Raw genomic sequence first — 15,876 nt, 5'->3', positions numbered from 1 at the left:
ATCAGGCTTGTGGTTCAATTTGTGTTGAACTCCGGTAACGATCCCGGGACCGACTTTGGCTGAAGTGAATTTCGATTCGCTGGTTTCAATCCCGGATCGCTATAGGCGGGAACAGGGATTGAAGCTGATGGAAATTTTGGGGCACTCCCGTCATAAAAAGGTTGAGCGTTGGGATCTTGAAATGGCGTGGCAGGTTGCAGAACCGGAGCTGCGCCTGCTGCCTCGACGCTTCCAATTCGCAAATTTTCGACTGCAAGTTCCATGACCAGTTCGCTACTGGTCATTTTCACTCCGTTTGATTCGACCGTTGCATTGGTGAGTGTCAGTTTCCCATCAATGAATTGTGCAGAACTCGCTTCGATGACCGTGGCTCCGTATCGCAGAATGAGTTGAGCACTGATCTCGAGCTCAAACTTTTTCGTGCCGTCCTCGGTGAGCGAAACTCGCACATCAACATCATCGCAATCGATCAGTGTTGCGCCTGGTGTCACCACCTCGATCGATTTTGGAGCGAAAGCGGTCACTCGCCGAGGGACTTTCACTGTCTTATTCCCTTGCCTGACTTCTTCGATCACCATCCTTGTTTGAGCGACGTGAGCGGTTTGAGATACGAGACTCGCTTGCCCTCCGGATGCTTCGTTAAGAAATAGCCGCATGGCAGGTTGCCATTTCTCTTTTGCGTCGACCTCCTTTGGTGCTTCCTTCTCACTTTCTTTCTCTACTGTAAACTCGGAAGCCGCAGAGGTGGCAGGTTTCGTAGAAGGCTCTTGTGCCAGCCCGCTTTGCGAGAAGACCACGATGATTGAAAAGCAGAGTGTGGTCGCTCGAAAGATAACTTGAAACATGTCGCCCTCCTGGTTTTTGAGATTCCTGAGACAAGAAGAGATTGTCAGTCGAAATGATGACCGTGTCAATTGAAATCTTCTCTCTCAAGTTATTTCGGGGTTGAATCTGACTCAAATCCGGGTAGAGTCAGATTTCAAATCGAGGGAGCGAACACCAATCTCTCTTAACAATCATCACGGAGGGGCGAATGAATTGTTTTCTTAAGAGTACTCGGAGTCTGATCTGCTTTGCGATCCTGACAGCCACGCTATTCAATACCGGATCATTTCTAAAAGCAGAAGAGAAAGCTGCACGAAAGCGGGGCCGCCTGAAAACTCAGAACGTCACAAAGGACGTCGAAGCTGCACTCGCACAGCCATGCAAACTCGAATTCAACGAACAAAGAGTGACTCTTGGTGAACTTCTCGAGCAAGTCGCAAAAACGCATGGTCTTCAAGTCCGCGTTGACAAAAATCTTGCCGGCATGATGGCAGTGGAACGTGAATACAGGCTTGTTGCCGAAGGAGAAATTCCGGGCAAGCCTCATGCGAATGCTGGTTCGCAGGCCGGAATGAAGATCCCATTTGCAGTTCAGTTAGCCCCAACCTCTACAGCCGTAACACTGACGCAGAGTGAAGGAGCATACGCGCCTGTGACTTCATATCCTCAAGCTCCACAGGCTGTCAGCCCGAACGTATATCAAGAAGCCAATCCACCTCAACCGGTGTCAGGCGTTCCGACCTATGCCGGTGATGCGCAATACCCCGTCCCGGAAAATGGTACTCCTCAAGCTACGCGATATCAGGCAAATAAACCTGTTGCAGAACCTGCGGATGAAGCAGGTGAAGCGGAAGCAGCAGCCACCGAAATGGAAGACATTAAGAAACAGCTCCAACTCAACAGCCGAGTCATCGAATTGTTTCTGGATACAGAAATTTCCACAGTTGGCTTGAACCAAACGAACGCATCCCTCGAGTCCGTCTTGTTTCATGTACTCGATCATGTCACGACGATTGTTGATGTTATGAACGTGAATGAAGGGATGGGACTCCCTGCTGCTCCAACTCATGCTTACGATCTCACATTACTGCACGAAAAAGACCATGTGCTCATCACAACAGTGCTGGCTTCCAACCTGCGGAAGACAACGAAGGTCTATCCTGTCGCGAAGCTGGAAGGAATTGATGCCGAGGCATTACGCGATGTGATCACAAAATCGATCCGCCCCTGGAGTTGGCGCAGCCAGGTCAACAGCCTTGTCAATCAAGTCTCAGCTGATTGGCCCGAAAGTATCGAGATCCCAAACATCAGCATTGATCTTGCAGGAGTGAAAACAGGCGAAAGCGCTGACGGAAAATCGAAAGAACCATCCACAGAAATTGACCTCGCCAGCCTGAAGACGATGGGGCAACTTCTCTCCAGTGGAGCAGTCGCTGCCGTCCACACCATGATCTCTGGAACTGAAATGCTCCACTATGCCGATCCCCCGACCGCCGATATCGAAGTCCTTCCGGGGCTGTTGGTCGTCACTCAATCGCAAGGGGCTCATCGAGAAATCAAAGATCTTCTCGAACAGCTCGAAGATGCGACCGCTTCGCAAAGGGATGAATGATTTCGTTGTTGAGCTCTCGCCGGACACTTCAAGTGTCCGGCGAAGTTTGGGCCGAAATCCCCGCTCTCTTGCTTGCTTCGGGGTGAGTCATGCTTTATTTTTGGAGTGGCAACATCAACTAAGATTGATATTGTGATCCTCTCGCTCGGGCAGCTTCTCGGAAACAATAATGTCTATGTACCGATTCTCATTCACGCTTCTTTTTTCGTCACTGCTGATCTCAGCTCTTAGCAATACTGGTTTCGCTGCAAGTGACGTTGAAGATCAGCTGAAAGAGAAGGGGGTTCGCATCAGTTCATCGGCTGCAATACTCGCTGCGGAAATCGATTTCAATCGTCAGATTCGAGACGTTTCAAAGATTCGCCGAAGTGTGGTCACCACTGAAAGGAAGCAGGAAGATTTCAAGAAATCTTTCCGGCGGTTAGACGCTCAGATCACAAACTACAACCGGCAACTTACCCAGTTGAACACTCAACTCGCAAACGTCAGCGACGTGGTCACCAACAATCGGCTAGTCGGAGCGATTAACGCATTGGAAGGCCGATTACGCTTGGCTTATCAGCAGAAGGAACGCCTGGAAAAACTCGAAGTCGAAGTCCATGCAGAAGTCAGCAAAGCACGTGATGAATTTGTGAACCACATCATGGAGATGCGGAAGCTAGCGGACAGTCTTGATTCTCAATACAAGAACGTTGATCGAGTCGTGGCAAGCCTTGTTCGCAAATACAATGAGGCTGAAGGAACGAATGTTGAGTTGGCTCCGACCTCCGGCTTTCAATCTAATTTGCGAAAGCTGGCGAGTCTCGAAGACGATGTCCTGACCGCCGAGATTCCTCTTCGGCGAGATCGAAACACTTTCTGGGCTTCCGTAACGATCAACGAAGACAAAGCCATTGAAATGGTTGTCGATTCAGGAGCCAGTCTGATCGCGTTGCCACACAAGGATGCGCTTGCCTTGGGCCTGGAGCCGAAAAAAAGCGATCCGGAAATCCGCCTGGTTGTTGCCGATGGCCGAACGATTACCGGCCGGAAGGTGAATATAAAAACTGTGCGGATCGGTCAGTTCATCGCAAAGGACGTTGAGTGTGCTGTCCTCGGCCCTGAGGCAGTTAACGCTGAGCCGTTATTAGGGATGAGCTTTCTAGGCAACTTCAAATTCGAACTCGATGCTGGTCATTCAACTTTGGCGATGACCGACCTCAACGCTTCTTCGAACTCCCGAACTCGCTCAACAAGGAACAGAGTTCAGAAAAGCCGCGAACGACAGATCTTCCCAGGTGAGGGACTGACACAACTGACTGAAATGAAGTTCAGGTCCATCAAAGTCAACGGCGAATTTGTTGAGGATGGCGATGATTTGCTCACGAAAAACAAGGAAACGACAGCAATTCAGCTAAGTGATGTTGTTTCTGATTTCGACCTGCGCATGGATGGGGGATTCGCAGTCAAAGGAACAATGTACTTCTTGATCGGCTGGAATCCTGAAACTCAATCGGGACTCTATTTAAGTTATGATCGACTCGTGAATTACGGGCACTGGTGGCTACACGAGTATGAAAACGGAGCAGTTTTTTCAGCTCACAAACTGCTCGCTGACAAACGAATTGAAAAGGGCCACTTGCAAGTGGCCGTCAATAACGGGTTACTCTCGGTGAGCTTTAACGACTCTCCCATCGTGAAAGACCATCAACTCGAACGATATCGACCGGGCAACATCATTTTCGGAACAAGACCAAACCGGTACGCGGGGAAAGTCCTTCGGCTCTCAAAAATTACAATTCAAGAGACTCCTTCCGAGCGAACAACGCTCGAGTCGACAGCAGGCCCCAAACCGACGTCTTACGACCAAGCAAAACTTCAAACGCTGTTTCCCGGAGGACCTGTGACAGCACCAAAGGTCTTCCCGACCATCGGCATGACGAGTAAGGGGGACCCTGTCATTGCAACGCACGCTTTGCAAATTGATGGATCTCAAGTGAAATCGACCCCCAAACAAGTCAACGCTTTCGAGGTCGTGAATCACGCTGAAGACTTTGAACTGACACTCAAGGGCAACTTTGCTGAAAAAGGAATTTTCTACTGCCTGGTCGGCTGGAATCAGGAAACTTCAGCCGGGTATCGAATCGATCAAGATCAGCTTGTCAGAAATGATGCGTGGCGAGTTCTTGAAATGAAAGCTGGCAAGACACTTACCAGAACCGGAATCGGTAGCCACCGACTAGGCAAGAAGGATGAAATCACAATCCGCGTGCTCAACAAAGTTCTTTCACTTGAAATGAATGGCAAGTTCCTTACGCAGAAATTCATTCTGGAGAACTACACTCCTGGCAGCATTTTCATCGGGACGGCTCCTGCACGTTACGGTGGTCGAACAATTAAACTCGATTCAATCACGCTTCGGGAACCATAAGACCGTCGAACGCAACTTCGGGAATCATGCTGATTCACAATGGTTTCAAAGTCTCGTTCAGGTTTTGTTAGAGTGAATCATTCCAAAGGCTTCCATTTTTTCCTCCATTCATCTGTCTGCTCAATATCCTTTTGAGAGGCTTAAAACAACAAGGGATCTCATGTCGTTTAGTTTTCGCTCACTCTCCCTGATCTGCTTTGCGTTCATACTGAGCGTCTCTCCAGCCGCTGCAGGTTGGAAAGGTGGTGTCGCAAAGTCCAATATCACTCCGCAGCAGCCGATGCCGATGTCGGGATACGCTTCCCGCGGATCGAAACACGCAGAGAGTAAACTGACTGACCTCTGGGCCAAAGCCATCCTGATCGAAGACGAGTCGGGACATCAGGCTGTTCTCATCACACTTGATCTCGTCGGTATCGACCGAGCACTCTCTCAGAAAATTTGTAAAGAAATCGGGAAGAAACACAACCTGAAACGTAAGCAGATTTCACTTGCAACATCACACACTCATACCGGACCAGTAGTGGGATCGACGTTAAGTCCGATGCACTATTTGCTGTTCGACAAAGAGAATCAACAACTGGTTGACGACTACGCGAAATTTCTGACAGCCCAAATTCTAAAAGCTGTTGATCAAGCATTTGCAGATCGCTCAGAAGCAAGTTTTTCATGGGGGAGTGGAGAAGCCACATTTGCAGTCAATCGTCGGAACAACAAGGAACCTGAAGTTCCCAACTTACGAAAAGCTGGTGAACTGAAAGGGCCAAGCGACCACGACGTCCCGGTTCTCGTCATGAAGAAGAAAGACGAAATTCGCGGGATCGTTTTTGGATACGCCTGTCACTCAACAACAATCAGCTCTTTTGAATGGTCCGGAGATTACGGCGGGATCGCGCAAATCAATCTCGAAAAAGAATTCCCCGGGGCTGTTGCCTTATTCTGGGCGGGTTGTGGTGGAGACCAAAATCCATTGCCACGGCGAACGGTCGAATTGATGAACTCGTACGGTCGACGACTCGCCGACGCAGTCACCAAAGTGGTCAACGGTCCGATGCACGATATCAAAGGAGCACTCAAAACGAATTACGAAGAAGTCGATCTCGCTCTCGCTACGCTGCCAACAAAAGAGGAATTGGTCGACCAGTCCAAGTCCGCAAACAAATACGTCGCATCGCGTGCGAAGATGCATCTGGACCGACTCGCTAACGGTCAAGAGATGAGCCAAAACTACCCGTACCCAGTTCAAGTCTGGTCACTTGGTAAGAATGTGACTTGGGTCTTCCAGGGAGGCGAGGTTGTTGTTGACTATGCAATTCGAATCAAAGATGAACATGGAGACCAAAATCTGGACAACACCAATGTTTGGGTTGCTGGATACTCTAATGATGTCATGGCATACATTCCGTCTCGGCGTGTCCTTCTCGAAGGTGGCTACGAAGGTGGCGGTTCGATGATATATTATGGGCTCCCAACAATCTGGGCTCCGGAAGTTGAAGAAACGATCATCAAGTCTGTCGAAAAGTTGAACCAGTAACTCCAACTCCTTCATCCCGGATCACCTTCTGATCCGGGATGTTTTTCTTCCATGTCTAATCCATCTGATAGACCACCTGTATGCCCCTGACTTCCAAAGCTGTTTGTGGATTCCTTGTTCTGCTCGCACTCGGGCAGACGTCTCTCATCTCCGCAACTGAGAAACCGAACTTCGTTTTCATCATCGCCGATGATTGTACGTTTCGTGATATTGGTTGTTACGGCGGACAAGCCAAAACGCCGAACATCGACAGGCTAGCAACCGAAGGGATGCGGTTTACTCATTGCTTCCAAACAGCACCAATGTGCTCCCCCACGCGACACAACATCTACACCGGGCAATACCCCGTAAAAACCGGAGCCCATCCAAACCATACGCAAACGTATCGGCACATCAAAAACATCACTGACTTTCTTCCTCCGCTGGGGTATCGTGTTGCCCTCTCAGGAAAAACACATATCGGTCCCCGCGAGAATTTCAAATTTGAATACAGCAAAGCCAAGAAAAACCCGGACATGAAGGCCGTTGAAGAACTCTTCTCCGAATGTTCGAGTTCAGAAACTCCATTTTGCTTGTTTGCCTGTTCGAATGAACCACACACACCTTGGAACAAAGGAGATGCTTCGGTTTATCCTCCCGGGAAAGTGAAGCTCCCTCCATACTTGCCTGACACAGAAGTCATGCGAGACGGATTCAGTCGATACCTTGCTGAAATCAGTTATTTCGACAACCAGGTCGGACAGGTTTTAGATCTTCTTGAGCGATACCAACTTTCCGAGAACACTCTGGTCATGGTTGTTTCTGAACAAGGGAACTCCTTGCCGTTTGCAAAGTGGACCTGTTACGACAATGGATTGCAGTCCGCAATGATTGTTCGCTGGCCGGGAAAAGTGAAACCGAATTCCACGACCTCGGCAATGGTTGACTATAGCGACATCACTCCGACCTTCGTTGAAGCAGCAAATGGAAAGCCCGCAAAAGAACTTGATGGAAAGAGCCTCTTACCAGTGCTGACTGGCAAGACCGATCATCACAAAGATCTGGTCTACGGAGTCATGACAACCAAAGGGATCAACAACGGAACCGACTTCTACCCCATCCGTTCGATCCGCTCGCGAAAATTCAAACTCATCCTGAACCTCAATCACGAAGCAAAATTTCAAAATGCCTGTACAAGTTCAGCCGAGTTTCGATCAATGGTCCAAGCTGCCCAAAATAGAAGTGACCATGCCAAATTGATGGTTGATCGATACCAACATCGGCCAGAAATTGAATTTTATGATGTTATTGAAGATCCGCTCGAAATGAACAATCTGGCCAGCGACGAGACTCACAAAGAGAAAATTTCCGAACTCAAAATGAAGCTCATCACTTGGATGAAATCTCAGGGCGACGAAGGGATTGCAACTGAAATGGCGGCAAACGAACACATCCGGAAAAGAAAAAATCGCAACCAGAAGCCAAAGTAATTTTGGACGGACCTCGAACTGACAACAACCTCATCACCGAGAATTCATCGACCTCAAGAGCCTCTCTCTGAACCGGTCAACACCGCAATCTTGCAAGCCCAGAGATGCCAGACCTGCTCAATTTCGAATCAGCAATTCGAACTTCTTGAAAATTGAGACTTCCTTTAAAGCCACTTCTCCGTAAGATAAAAGGGGAAGAGTCTCCGTGATCAGAGTGACGGATGCGAAAAAAGGTACACATGAGTACATGTCGCATTCATAGAAAACAAGGGCGACACGGAAATGATGGAAGTCGAGAGTCCTCAGGAACTGGACACCAAGATTGTGAGGTATCACGTCTTGCTCGTTGAAGACAACGACATGGACGTGGCCGTCGTCAGGCGGAGTTTCCAAAAAGATGAAACAAGCCCGATCAATGGTTCGATTGAACTCTCTGTTGCCTGTTCCTTAAGCGAGGCCAAGGTTCTCTTATCCCAAAATTCTTACGATGCCATCCTTCTCGATCTAGGGCTTCCAGAAGGTGTTGGAATCGAGATTCTCCACAAAGTCACCGCGCTCAATCTCAACGTCCCGATCATCATCTTGACAGGCAACGAAGATAAGGAGCTAGGATTCGAAGCCTTGCGTTCAGGAGCGGATGACTACTTAAGAAAATCCGCAATTTCAGAGGAGACGCTCCCACGCTCTGTCCGCTATTCGATTGAGCGCAGCCAACGCTTGCAAGCCGAACGGAAATGGCAACAAGCCCATGTTGAAATTCTTGCAGCTGAGACCATTCAGCAGCGACTTTTGCCTCAATCATTTCCACAGATCCGTGGAGTTGAAATCTCTGGCGCATGCTTACCAGCAGAAAAAGTAGGGGGCGATCTGTTCGATTTTCTGACGTCCGACGAAAGTTCCTGTACCGGTGTGATTGCAGACGTCAGTGGTCATGGGTTGCCGGCCGCCATTTTGATGACCGAATTACACGGTCTGTTACATGGGCTAGTTGAGCAGAAAATGAGCCTTCCCCGGCTCATGGCAGCGGCGAACTACAGAACGGACCAAGCGACGGAACCGCACCAGTTCATCACAATGCTCTCTTACCAATTTTCGGTAGCGCAACGCACATTCTCTTACATTTCAGCGGGCCATCCGGGTTGGATTCTGAAATCAAATGGCAAAGTTGTGAAGCTGAAAAGTCAGTATTTGCCACTGGGCATCAGAGTCTCGCAGGAACAAATGACCCTGAGTACCTCAAAAATTGATGAAGGGGATATCATCCTGCTCCCGACCGATGGAATCTTTGAGATGATTGGCGAGGACAGTCATCGTTTCGGAGTTCCCAGGATGATCGAATTCGTTCAGACCTTACGGCACTTATCAGCTGATGAAATCGTACAGTCTGTCCTTAACGAAGCGATGAATTTCTCACTCGACAATAAACCTGTCGACGACTGCACACTCGTCGTAATTAAAGTGATATCGCTGGACCACGAAAGAGTTTGAATCAATCGAAGTCTCAATCAACACTCCGAAGATGATCATCACCCGCTATGCTCGCGCGAGTACAAACAAGTTCAATATCAGTGGTGTCCGTGAAGATCAATTTCGCGACTTGATCGCCTGCTCTCCACGGACACAAAAAGCTCGAAAGATGCTCTAATTTTTCGGAGTCCCCAACGTGACTTTGAGTTCAACCTTCTTCGAATCTCTCTGAACTGTGACGCTGATTTGCTGACCGGGACGAAAGTCTCTAAGAGCGAGGTCAAAGTCATCCAGCCCACCGATTTTACGACCATCCAACTCGACGATGACATCTCCTCCCTTGAGTTTCCCTTTGTCCGCTGGGCTTCCGGGAGAGACGCCAGAAATTGCATATCCCTCGGTATTTTCACCGAAGTCAGGAATGCTTCCAAAGTATGGACGGGATCCGGACCTTGCAAGAGAAGCGGTTCCAGGAATACTGATATAGTCGGGACGGACTTCAGCCTCTGCAGTTTCGAGGACGACCTTCTCCAGAATCTCAATAATTTTCGCCATCCCCGGAACGTTCAGTTTTTCCCAGTCATCCCCCGGACGGTGATAATCTTCATGAATTCCAGTGAAGAAATGGAGCACTGGAATCTTCTTTCCATAAAAGGCTGCGTGATCACTCGGCCCGAATCCTTCGGTCTTCTTGATTAGCTCAATGCCAGTTCCTTCGGTTGATTTATCGAGCATTGCATCCCAAACCTTCGAGGTCCCCGTCCCAAAGATTGTCAATTTGTTTTCATCCAACCGCCCGATCATATCCATGTTGAACATGGCAACAGTTTTCTCCAACGGAAAGATCGGATTGTCTACGTACTCATTCGCCCCCAGCAGCCCCCGTTCTTCTCCGTTGAAAGCGATAAACACAACACGGCGCGGAAGCGGATCTTTGCGTTCGCCGAGACGTCGAGCAATTTCCATTAAGCCCGCGGTTCCAGAAGCATTATCATCAGCTCCGTTATGGATCTCTGTGGAATTGGCTGCGAGAGATCCGGCTCCACCGCGACCGAGATGGTCGAAGTGTGCCCCAATGACGATTGTTTCATCACTGTGCGGTCCTTGCCCTTCGAGGACTCCGATAACATTTTTGACCGGGACACGGATAATTTTAAGCGCCGCTTGCCCCGAAACTTTCCACCCCTCAAGAGGACGGCTGAAAGGTTCACCAGTTTCATCGATTTGAGCTTCGATTTCGCTGAGTGTTTTTCCCAAGGTCGGTTTCAGAATTTCATTGCAAACATCTTGTGAAATATGAAACGTTGCCGGTGATTTTCCAGAGCGAGTCCCGCCATATCCAAACTCCATCAGTTTGTCAGCGACATGCTTCGCGAGAATTTCCTTAACTTGGCTGAGGTGTGTTCGTGCAGTTTCGAGTTCAGATTTGTCCCCGTTTTCTTTTTCTAATTTTGACACCTGCGCAGCGGCCTTTTCGACTTGCTCTTCTAACTGCTCCTTCTCTGAGTTCACGGTATAAGGATCATTGACGAAAATGACACCTTTGGCCCCGTTACTGAACGCTCTGCTAAGTTTCGTAGTAAGACCTGCATGTCGAGAAATTCCGTGCCCGACTGCAAACGGGCCATGAGGGTCGCTTTGCTTGGGGTTTCTTCGCATGACGATGACAATTTTGTCTTTGACGTCGATCGAGTCGTACTCGTCGTATTCAAGATCAGTAGCAACGATTCCGTACCCAGCGAAGACGAGTTCTCCTTCAATCTTTCCAGAGCCTCCAAATGAGCAAACTTCAAAGTTCTTCCCCATCTCCAGACTGATTGTTTTTCCATCTGGACCGGTCAACGTCAATGAGTTTGGACTTCCAAGTTTAGCGCCATCAACGATTTCGAACTCCTGAAACGGATCACCCCCAGCAGCTGAGACATCCAGTCCTGCATCCCGGAACGATTCCGCAATAAACTTCGCAGCCTTCTTGAGCCCCTCGGTTCCCACCCCGCGACCTTCCCATTCATCAGAAGCGAGTTTCTTAACATCATCAAGAAGCCGACGTTCTGCCTCACTTGTCTCTTTTGCTGCGACTTTGCTTGCATCTTCTGCATAAAGACTATTGATGGCAATATGGCCGGAGAAAATTACCAGCAAACAGAACGGAACCAAGAGAATTCGCTGGAGAAAATTCGACATCATTGAGTTCATGTGATTAGAGCATCTTTCGAATTGGTGTACAGGATCTGCCTCGTGGCGAACAGCAATGTTATTGATCAAACGCGTTCTTCACGGGCGCACGGTAGAGCAAACTGCTCTAGTATTCCAAAGTTGGATTGTCTTTTTCAGTCCAAATGTTGTTATCGATTCTATACGCGTTGAATCCGAAAGGGTATGTTGAGTAGATCTTCTGACCTGACGAATTCCCACATTGCTCCTAACCCTCTGTTTTAGAATGCAATTTGAACTCCTTTTGCCCAATCATGTCACCTTCGGATGGGGAAAACGAACGCAACTTGGAACGCTGGCTGCTGGCTTGGGCCAACGAGCGGTGATTGTCAACGGTTCTCGAACGTTACGACAAAGCGTTCTCTGGGAAGAATTGTCCAATTCACTTGCTCAAGCAAAAGTCGAAATTGTCTGTGATCTTGATGCTCGACGCGAGCCGACGATTGCAGATGTCGATTCCGCCACGCAAAAGATTCTCGCCTGTGATCATAAGCCCGACCTTGTCATTGGAATCGGCGGAGGTGCAGCGCTTGACCTTGCAAAGGCAATCGCCGCCATGACGACGAATCAGCATGGCTCGAGCGTGCGAGACTTCCTCGAAGGTGTCGGAACCGGATTACAAATCGAAAATACGCCATTGCAAACAATTGCCGTACCAACAACCGCCGGAACGGGGAGCGAGGCGACCAAGAACGCGGTCGTCTCTGTTGATGATCCACCCTGCAAAAAGAGCTTACGATCAGAGAAAATGGTTCCCGATGTCATTTTAATCGATCCAGAGTTGACCAGCTCCAATCCACCAGAAATCACGGCGGCATCGGGAATGGATGCGATCACGCAGCTCATCGAAAGTTATATCAGCAATCGTGCGACGTCACTGACTCAGGCTCTTTGTCTGGAAGGCTTGAAATTGGCAATCCCAAATCTTCCCAGAGCCTTTGAAGACGGAATGAACCAGGAGGCACGATCCGCCATGTCTTACGCGGCGTTCCTGTCTGGAGTGGCACTTGCGAATTCCGGATTAGGCATGGCGCACGGAGTAGCAGCTGCGCTTGGAGCACAATGTGACATCTCACACGGCCTCGCGTGCGCAACACTCTTACCGATTGCATTAAAAACAAATCAGACAGCGTCAAGAAAACAACAAACCGCTCTAGGGAAACTATTCGCAAAGAATCCACACCTTTCGAAAACTGCTGCGATTGAAGCATCGATCACATCCATTGAAGAGTTGTGTGCTCAATTGGGAATCCCGAGGAAGCTGCGCGACCTGGGCGTCAAAGAAAACCAACTCAAAGACATTGCGAACGGCTCTCGCGGTAACAGTCTGAATGGCAACCCACGCGAGCTCTCAACTGAAGAACTCTACTCGATACTCAAGGAGAACTGGTGATTTTTTCAGCTGGGCTTTCACCTGTTTGGCAGCAAATTCTGGAGTTTGATTCACTGCAAGTCGGTGAAGTCAATCGTGCGCGTTCCGCACATTGGTGCGCGTCGGGAAAAGTGCTCAACGTCGCAATCGCTGCAAAAGGGCTGGGTGAGAAAACATCACTGCTTTCAATGATTGGAGGTCTCAACGGAGAGGCAATTGCAGCCGAGCTGGCAGCTCAGGAGATCTTGACTGACTGGCTCCATGTCGAAACGCCGACGCGAGTTTGCACGACGATTCTCGATCAGTCAGGTGTCACGACCGAACTTGTTGAAAACGTAAGTGATGTTGAAAGTTCGGTACTTGATGAATTCGTCGATCGATTCCGGATTCATTCACAAGTGGCAGAAGTGACAGTGCTCACCGGCTCAATCCCTGCCAACGCTCCCGAAGATTACTACGCACGACTCATTCGCAATGTCCCTTCCCGGTTCTTGCTCGACATCCGTGGCGATGGACTCTTACAGACCCTTCCATTTTGTCCATTTCTAATCAAGCCGAATCGCGAAGAACTCGAAGCGACCGTCCAGTCCTCGCTTCCTGATGAAGCATCAGTCGTGCAGGCGATGCAATCACTGAACAGAATGGGTGCCCAATGGGTCGTTGTCAGCAATGGCCCTGAATCAACTTTAGTGACGAGTTTGGACGGAACATGGAGACTTCAACCTCCGCAAGTCGACCTCGTCAATCCGATCGGATGTGGTGACAGCCTGGCCGCCGGGATCGCTGTTGGAGTTTCTCGCGGTGACGAAGTCCTTGACGCTGTGCGGCTCGGGATGGGAGCAGCTGCTCAAAACGCTCAAAGCCTCTTTCCGGCGCGTGTTTCTCTTGAAGTGACCGCGGAATTTGCACAGAAGGTCCAGATCGAATCGATCGAGGAAGCTTAGCAATCTACCTATCAATTCGGCTGACGCTATGTGTGTGTCCGTCATAGGAAATCGCTGAAAGTTCGTCATCAATGACCGTCTCAAGATGTACCGGGCGTCTCCAGAGTTGCTGCAGATTCGCAAGCGTCGCATTTGCGTAATCTTGCTTGAGTTCGATTCCCTGATACTCATGTTTTAAATACAACTCACCACGATTTCTGTGATTCCCATCGATGACGTAGATAAACGGCCGACCGTGATTCGTCAAACTGGTGAGTAGCTGTTTTTTGATTTCGTCAAATTCGCGAGATGCGATTTCATAATCTCCGGAACGGTCGTTGTAGGCAAACGCAAACATCTTATGACGACGACAGAATTCAGCATTGAGAAACGTGTCAATGAAAGTCAGGTCGTTGTGGACTTGCCTGACTTCAAAAATTTTGTCGCGTCCTAATCCAAGCTCTTTGTCCCAATTTTTCTTCTCCTCCATGTTGTCGCAATTTTCCCATTCGTCTCCGAATTTTCCTTTGTTCCAGCGTTCTTCAATATCACGAAAGAGCTCGATCCCGATTTTGTAGGGATTCAGCCGTTGCGGAGACATCGCCATCGTTCCAGAATGGTGGTCGGCATAATCAATGACTTCCGCATCAGTTAGACCGTGACGAGTCATGATGGTTGAATGCCAATAGCTGGCCCAACCTTCATTCATAATTTTTGTTTGCCCTTGTGGAGCAAAGTAGTACGCTTCGTCTCGAATGATTGCCAGGACATCGTGCTGCCATTGTTCGAGCGGAGCATGGTCCAGGAGAAACTGGAGAACATCTCGCTGAGGTTTTTCAGGAAACGAACTCGTTGCAGCTTGTGATTCTTTTTTTTCTTCTGCGAGTCTCTGTTCTCGCTCCAGAACGTCCGGTGGGTTGATGAACGATTCCATATACTCTTTGGCCCGGAAACGCCCCTTGCCACGTTGTTCCTCATCTGTTGAATCTTTGGAATTCTTTGCCTCCGAACGCTCATGTTTCGGAGTCGCCTTTCGTTGAATGTGCGGTGAGTAGGGATCAATCAAATTGTCGATCGACAAGCAGGCGTCGATAAATCGTTCGACCGGTTCGTAGCCGTACCGATCAATATAGCGATTCACTCGCGCTGCATGATTCGCCATCTGATCGAGCATTTTGCGGTTCGTCGGCGCGAACCAGGCATTATTTTTGAAGAAGTCACAGTGACCGTAAACGTGGGCAATCACCAACTTCTGATCACCAATAGCATTCGCAGAGAGCAGGTAGGCGTAGCAAGGATCTGTGTTAATGACCATCTCGTAGATTTTTGAGAGGCCGTAGGAATAACTCTTCAAAAGCTCGTCATATTCCGCACCGAAGCGCCAGTGTGGATAGCGAATTGGAAACCCACCGTAGGCTGCAAACATGCTCAACTCTTCATAGTCGAGCATCTCAAAAATGGTCTCAAAAAAATCGAGACCATACGATGCTGCAATCTCTTCCATACGATGCTGAATCTCAGCGATTTCAGCCGGGAGTGCACGATGTGTTGTCACAGCCATGTGGAGATCCTTCAATCAGGGAAGTTTAGAGCATTTCCAATGCTTCTCTTGTCCGCGATGTACGATTTCACAAGTCCATACGCTGATGCCACGAGACAGTACTGTTAATACGAATTTTAGATTTGCTCTAGAACTGGTCCTGAAACTTGAATTTGCTCTCTCAATTATTGAGAAAAAGCAACGACTCCAGAGGTTTTCGGACTCGTTCTACTCGACTGCCTGTCGCAAGCCTCCGTTCGATGTCCAAGACGATATCGATTCAGCATGACGATGTTCGATCGTATCATCGTCGCAGCAATCGACGGAATCAGCTTTACGATCCAAAGAACAAAACTCGTTACAGAATTATATGCAGCCGATTCCTTTGAGGATAGAGCGATTTCCACTTGCCAACACAAGTTGAGTGGGGGGCTGATCATGGCATTATATGATTTCAAATCGAGTTAGACATCGACGGAAACCGGTCTCGACATTTGCGTGAGTCTTTTA

At 48.9% G+C, this 15,876-nt stretch carries 11 protein-coding genes; 8 read left to right on the top strand and 3 right to left on the bottom strand.

Annotated elements, in window-relative coordinates; all coding sequences use genetic code 11:
• Positions 1-14: 14 nt before the first annotated feature.
• Positions 15-845, bottom strand: coding sequence for a hypothetical protein (locus Mal48_RS08345; RefSeq protein ID WP_145197917.1), 831 nt, complete (start codon positions 843-845; stop codon positions 15-17).
• A gap of 188 nt (positions 846-1,033) precedes the next feature.
• Between Mal48_RS08345 and Mal48_RS08340 the strand changes: the two genes are divergently transcribed.
• The 6 genes from Mal48_RS08340 (at position 1,034) to Mal48_RS23735 (ending at position 9,495) form a co-directional block, all read left to right on the top strand.
• Complete coding sequence (locus Mal48_RS08340; protein WP_145197915.1) at positions 1,034-2,437, top strand: superantigen-like protein SSL4; 1,404 nt, start codon at positions 1,034-1,036, stop codon at positions 2,435-2,437.
• Positions 2,438-2,606: 169 nt separating this feature from the next.
• On the top strand, positions 2,607-4,847 hold the full coding sequence (locus Mal48_RS08335; protein WP_145197912.1) for a TIGR02281 family clan AA aspartic protease: 2,241 nt from the start codon (positions 2,607-2,609) through the stop codon (positions 4,845-4,847).
• A 160-nt stretch (positions 4,848-5,007) separates the two neighbouring features.
• Positions 5,008-6,381, top strand: coding sequence for a neutral/alkaline non-lysosomal ceramidase N-terminal domain-containing protein (locus tag Mal48_RS08330; RefSeq protein ID WP_145197910.1), 1,374 nt, complete (start codon positions 5,008-5,010; stop codon positions 6,379-6,381).
• Between the two features lie 80 nt (positions 6,382-6,461).
• Positions 6,462-7,850, top strand: coding sequence for a sulfatase family protein (locus Mal48_RS08325; RefSeq protein WP_145197908.1), 1,389 nt, complete (start codon positions 6,462-6,464; stop codon positions 7,848-7,850).
• A gap of 282 nt (positions 7,851-8,132) precedes the next feature.
• On the top strand, positions 8,133-9,338 hold the full coding sequence (locus tag Mal48_RS08320; protein ID WP_145197906.1) for a PP2C family protein-serine/threonine phosphatase: 1,206 nt from the start codon (positions 8,133-8,135) through the stop codon (positions 9,336-9,338).
• 31 nt (positions 9,339-9,369) lie between these two features.
• Positions 9,370-9,495, top strand: a complete 126-nt coding sequence (locus tag Mal48_RS23735; protein ID WP_261341968.1) for a hypothetical protein — start codon at positions 9,370-9,372, stop codon at positions 9,493-9,495.
• Here the strand turns inward: Mal48_RS23735 and Mal48_RS08315 are convergent.
• A complete protein-coding gene (locus Mal48_RS08315) occupies positions 9,492-11,504 on the bottom strand; it encodes a M28 family peptidase (RefSeq protein ID WP_231739958.1) in 2,013 nt (670 codons plus the stop codon). The two genes, Mal48_RS23735 and Mal48_RS08315, sit on opposite strands and share 4 nt — an antisense overlap.
• A gap of 253 nt (positions 11,505-11,757) precedes the next feature.
• Here Mal48_RS08315 and Mal48_RS08310 point away from each other — a divergent pair, with 253 nt between their 5' ends.
• Positions 11,758-12,924 (top strand): iron-containing alcohol dehydrogenase, encoded by a 1,167-nt coding sequence (locus Mal48_RS08310; RefSeq protein ID WP_145197901.1) that lies wholly within the window; start codon positions 11,758-11,760, stop codon positions 12,922-12,924.
• Positions 12,921-13,847, top strand: a complete 927-nt coding sequence (locus Mal48_RS08305; protein ID WP_197442167.1) for a 1-phosphofructokinase family hexose kinase — start codon at positions 12,921-12,923, stop codon at positions 13,845-13,847. Before Mal48_RS08310 ends, Mal48_RS08305 begins: the two co-directional genes overlap by 4 nt.
• Before the next feature lie 4 nt (positions 13,848-13,851).
• Here the strand turns inward: Mal48_RS08305 and Mal48_RS08300 are convergent, their stop codons facing one another.
• Positions 13,852-15,387, bottom strand: coding sequence for a SpoVR family protein (locus tag Mal48_RS08300; protein ID WP_145197897.1), 1,536 nt, complete (start codon positions 15,385-15,387; stop codon positions 13,852-13,854).
• Positions 15,388-15,876: the final 489 nt, after the last annotated feature.

Source organism: Thalassoglobus polymorphus, from assembly GCF_007744255.1.
GTDB classification, from domain to species: Bacteria; Planctomycetota; Planctomycetia; order Planctomycetales; family Planctomycetaceae; genus Thalassoglobus; species Thalassoglobus polymorphus.
This window is presented reverse-complemented; position numbering and strand designations above follow the sequence as displayed.

Coding starts and splice junctions, on each gene's coding strand:
- Mal48_RS08340 (WP_145197915.1), top strand. CDS start 1,034: ATGAATTGTTTTCTTAAGAGTACTCGGAGTCTGATCTGCTTTGCGATC.
- Mal48_RS08325 (WP_145197908.1), top strand. CDS start 6,462: ATGCCCCTGACTTCCAAAGCTGTTTGTGGATTCCTTGTTCTGCTCGCA.
- Mal48_RS08315 (WP_231739958.1), bottom strand. CDS start 11,504: ATGATGTCGAATTTTCTCCAGCGAATTCTCTTGGTTCCGTTCTGTTTG.
- Mal48_RS08335 (WP_145197912.1), top strand. CDS start 2,607: ATGTCTATGTACCGATTCTCATTCACGCTTCTTTTTTCGTCACTGCTG.
- Mal48_RS08320 (WP_145197906.1), top strand. CDS start 8,133: ATGATGGAAGTCGAGAGTCCTCAGGAACTGGACACCAAGATTGTGAGG.
- Mal48_RS23735 (WP_261341968.1), top strand. CDS start 9,370: ATGATCATCACCCGCTATGCTCGCGCGAGTACAAACAAGTTCAATATC.
- Mal48_RS08330 (WP_145197910.1), top strand. CDS start 5,008: ATGTCGTTTAGTTTTCGCTCACTCTCCCTGATCTGCTTTGCGTTCATA.
- Mal48_RS08300 (WP_145197897.1), bottom strand. CDS start 15,387: ATGGCTGTGACAACACATCGTGCACTCCCGGCTGAAATCGCTGAGATT.
- Mal48_RS08345 (WP_145197917.1), bottom strand. CDS start 845: ATGTTTCAAGTTATCTTTCGAGCGACCACACTCTGCTTTTCAATCATC.
- Mal48_RS08310 (WP_145197901.1), top strand. CDS start 11,758: ATGCAATTTGAACTCCTTTTGCCCAATCATGTCACCTTCGGATGGGGA.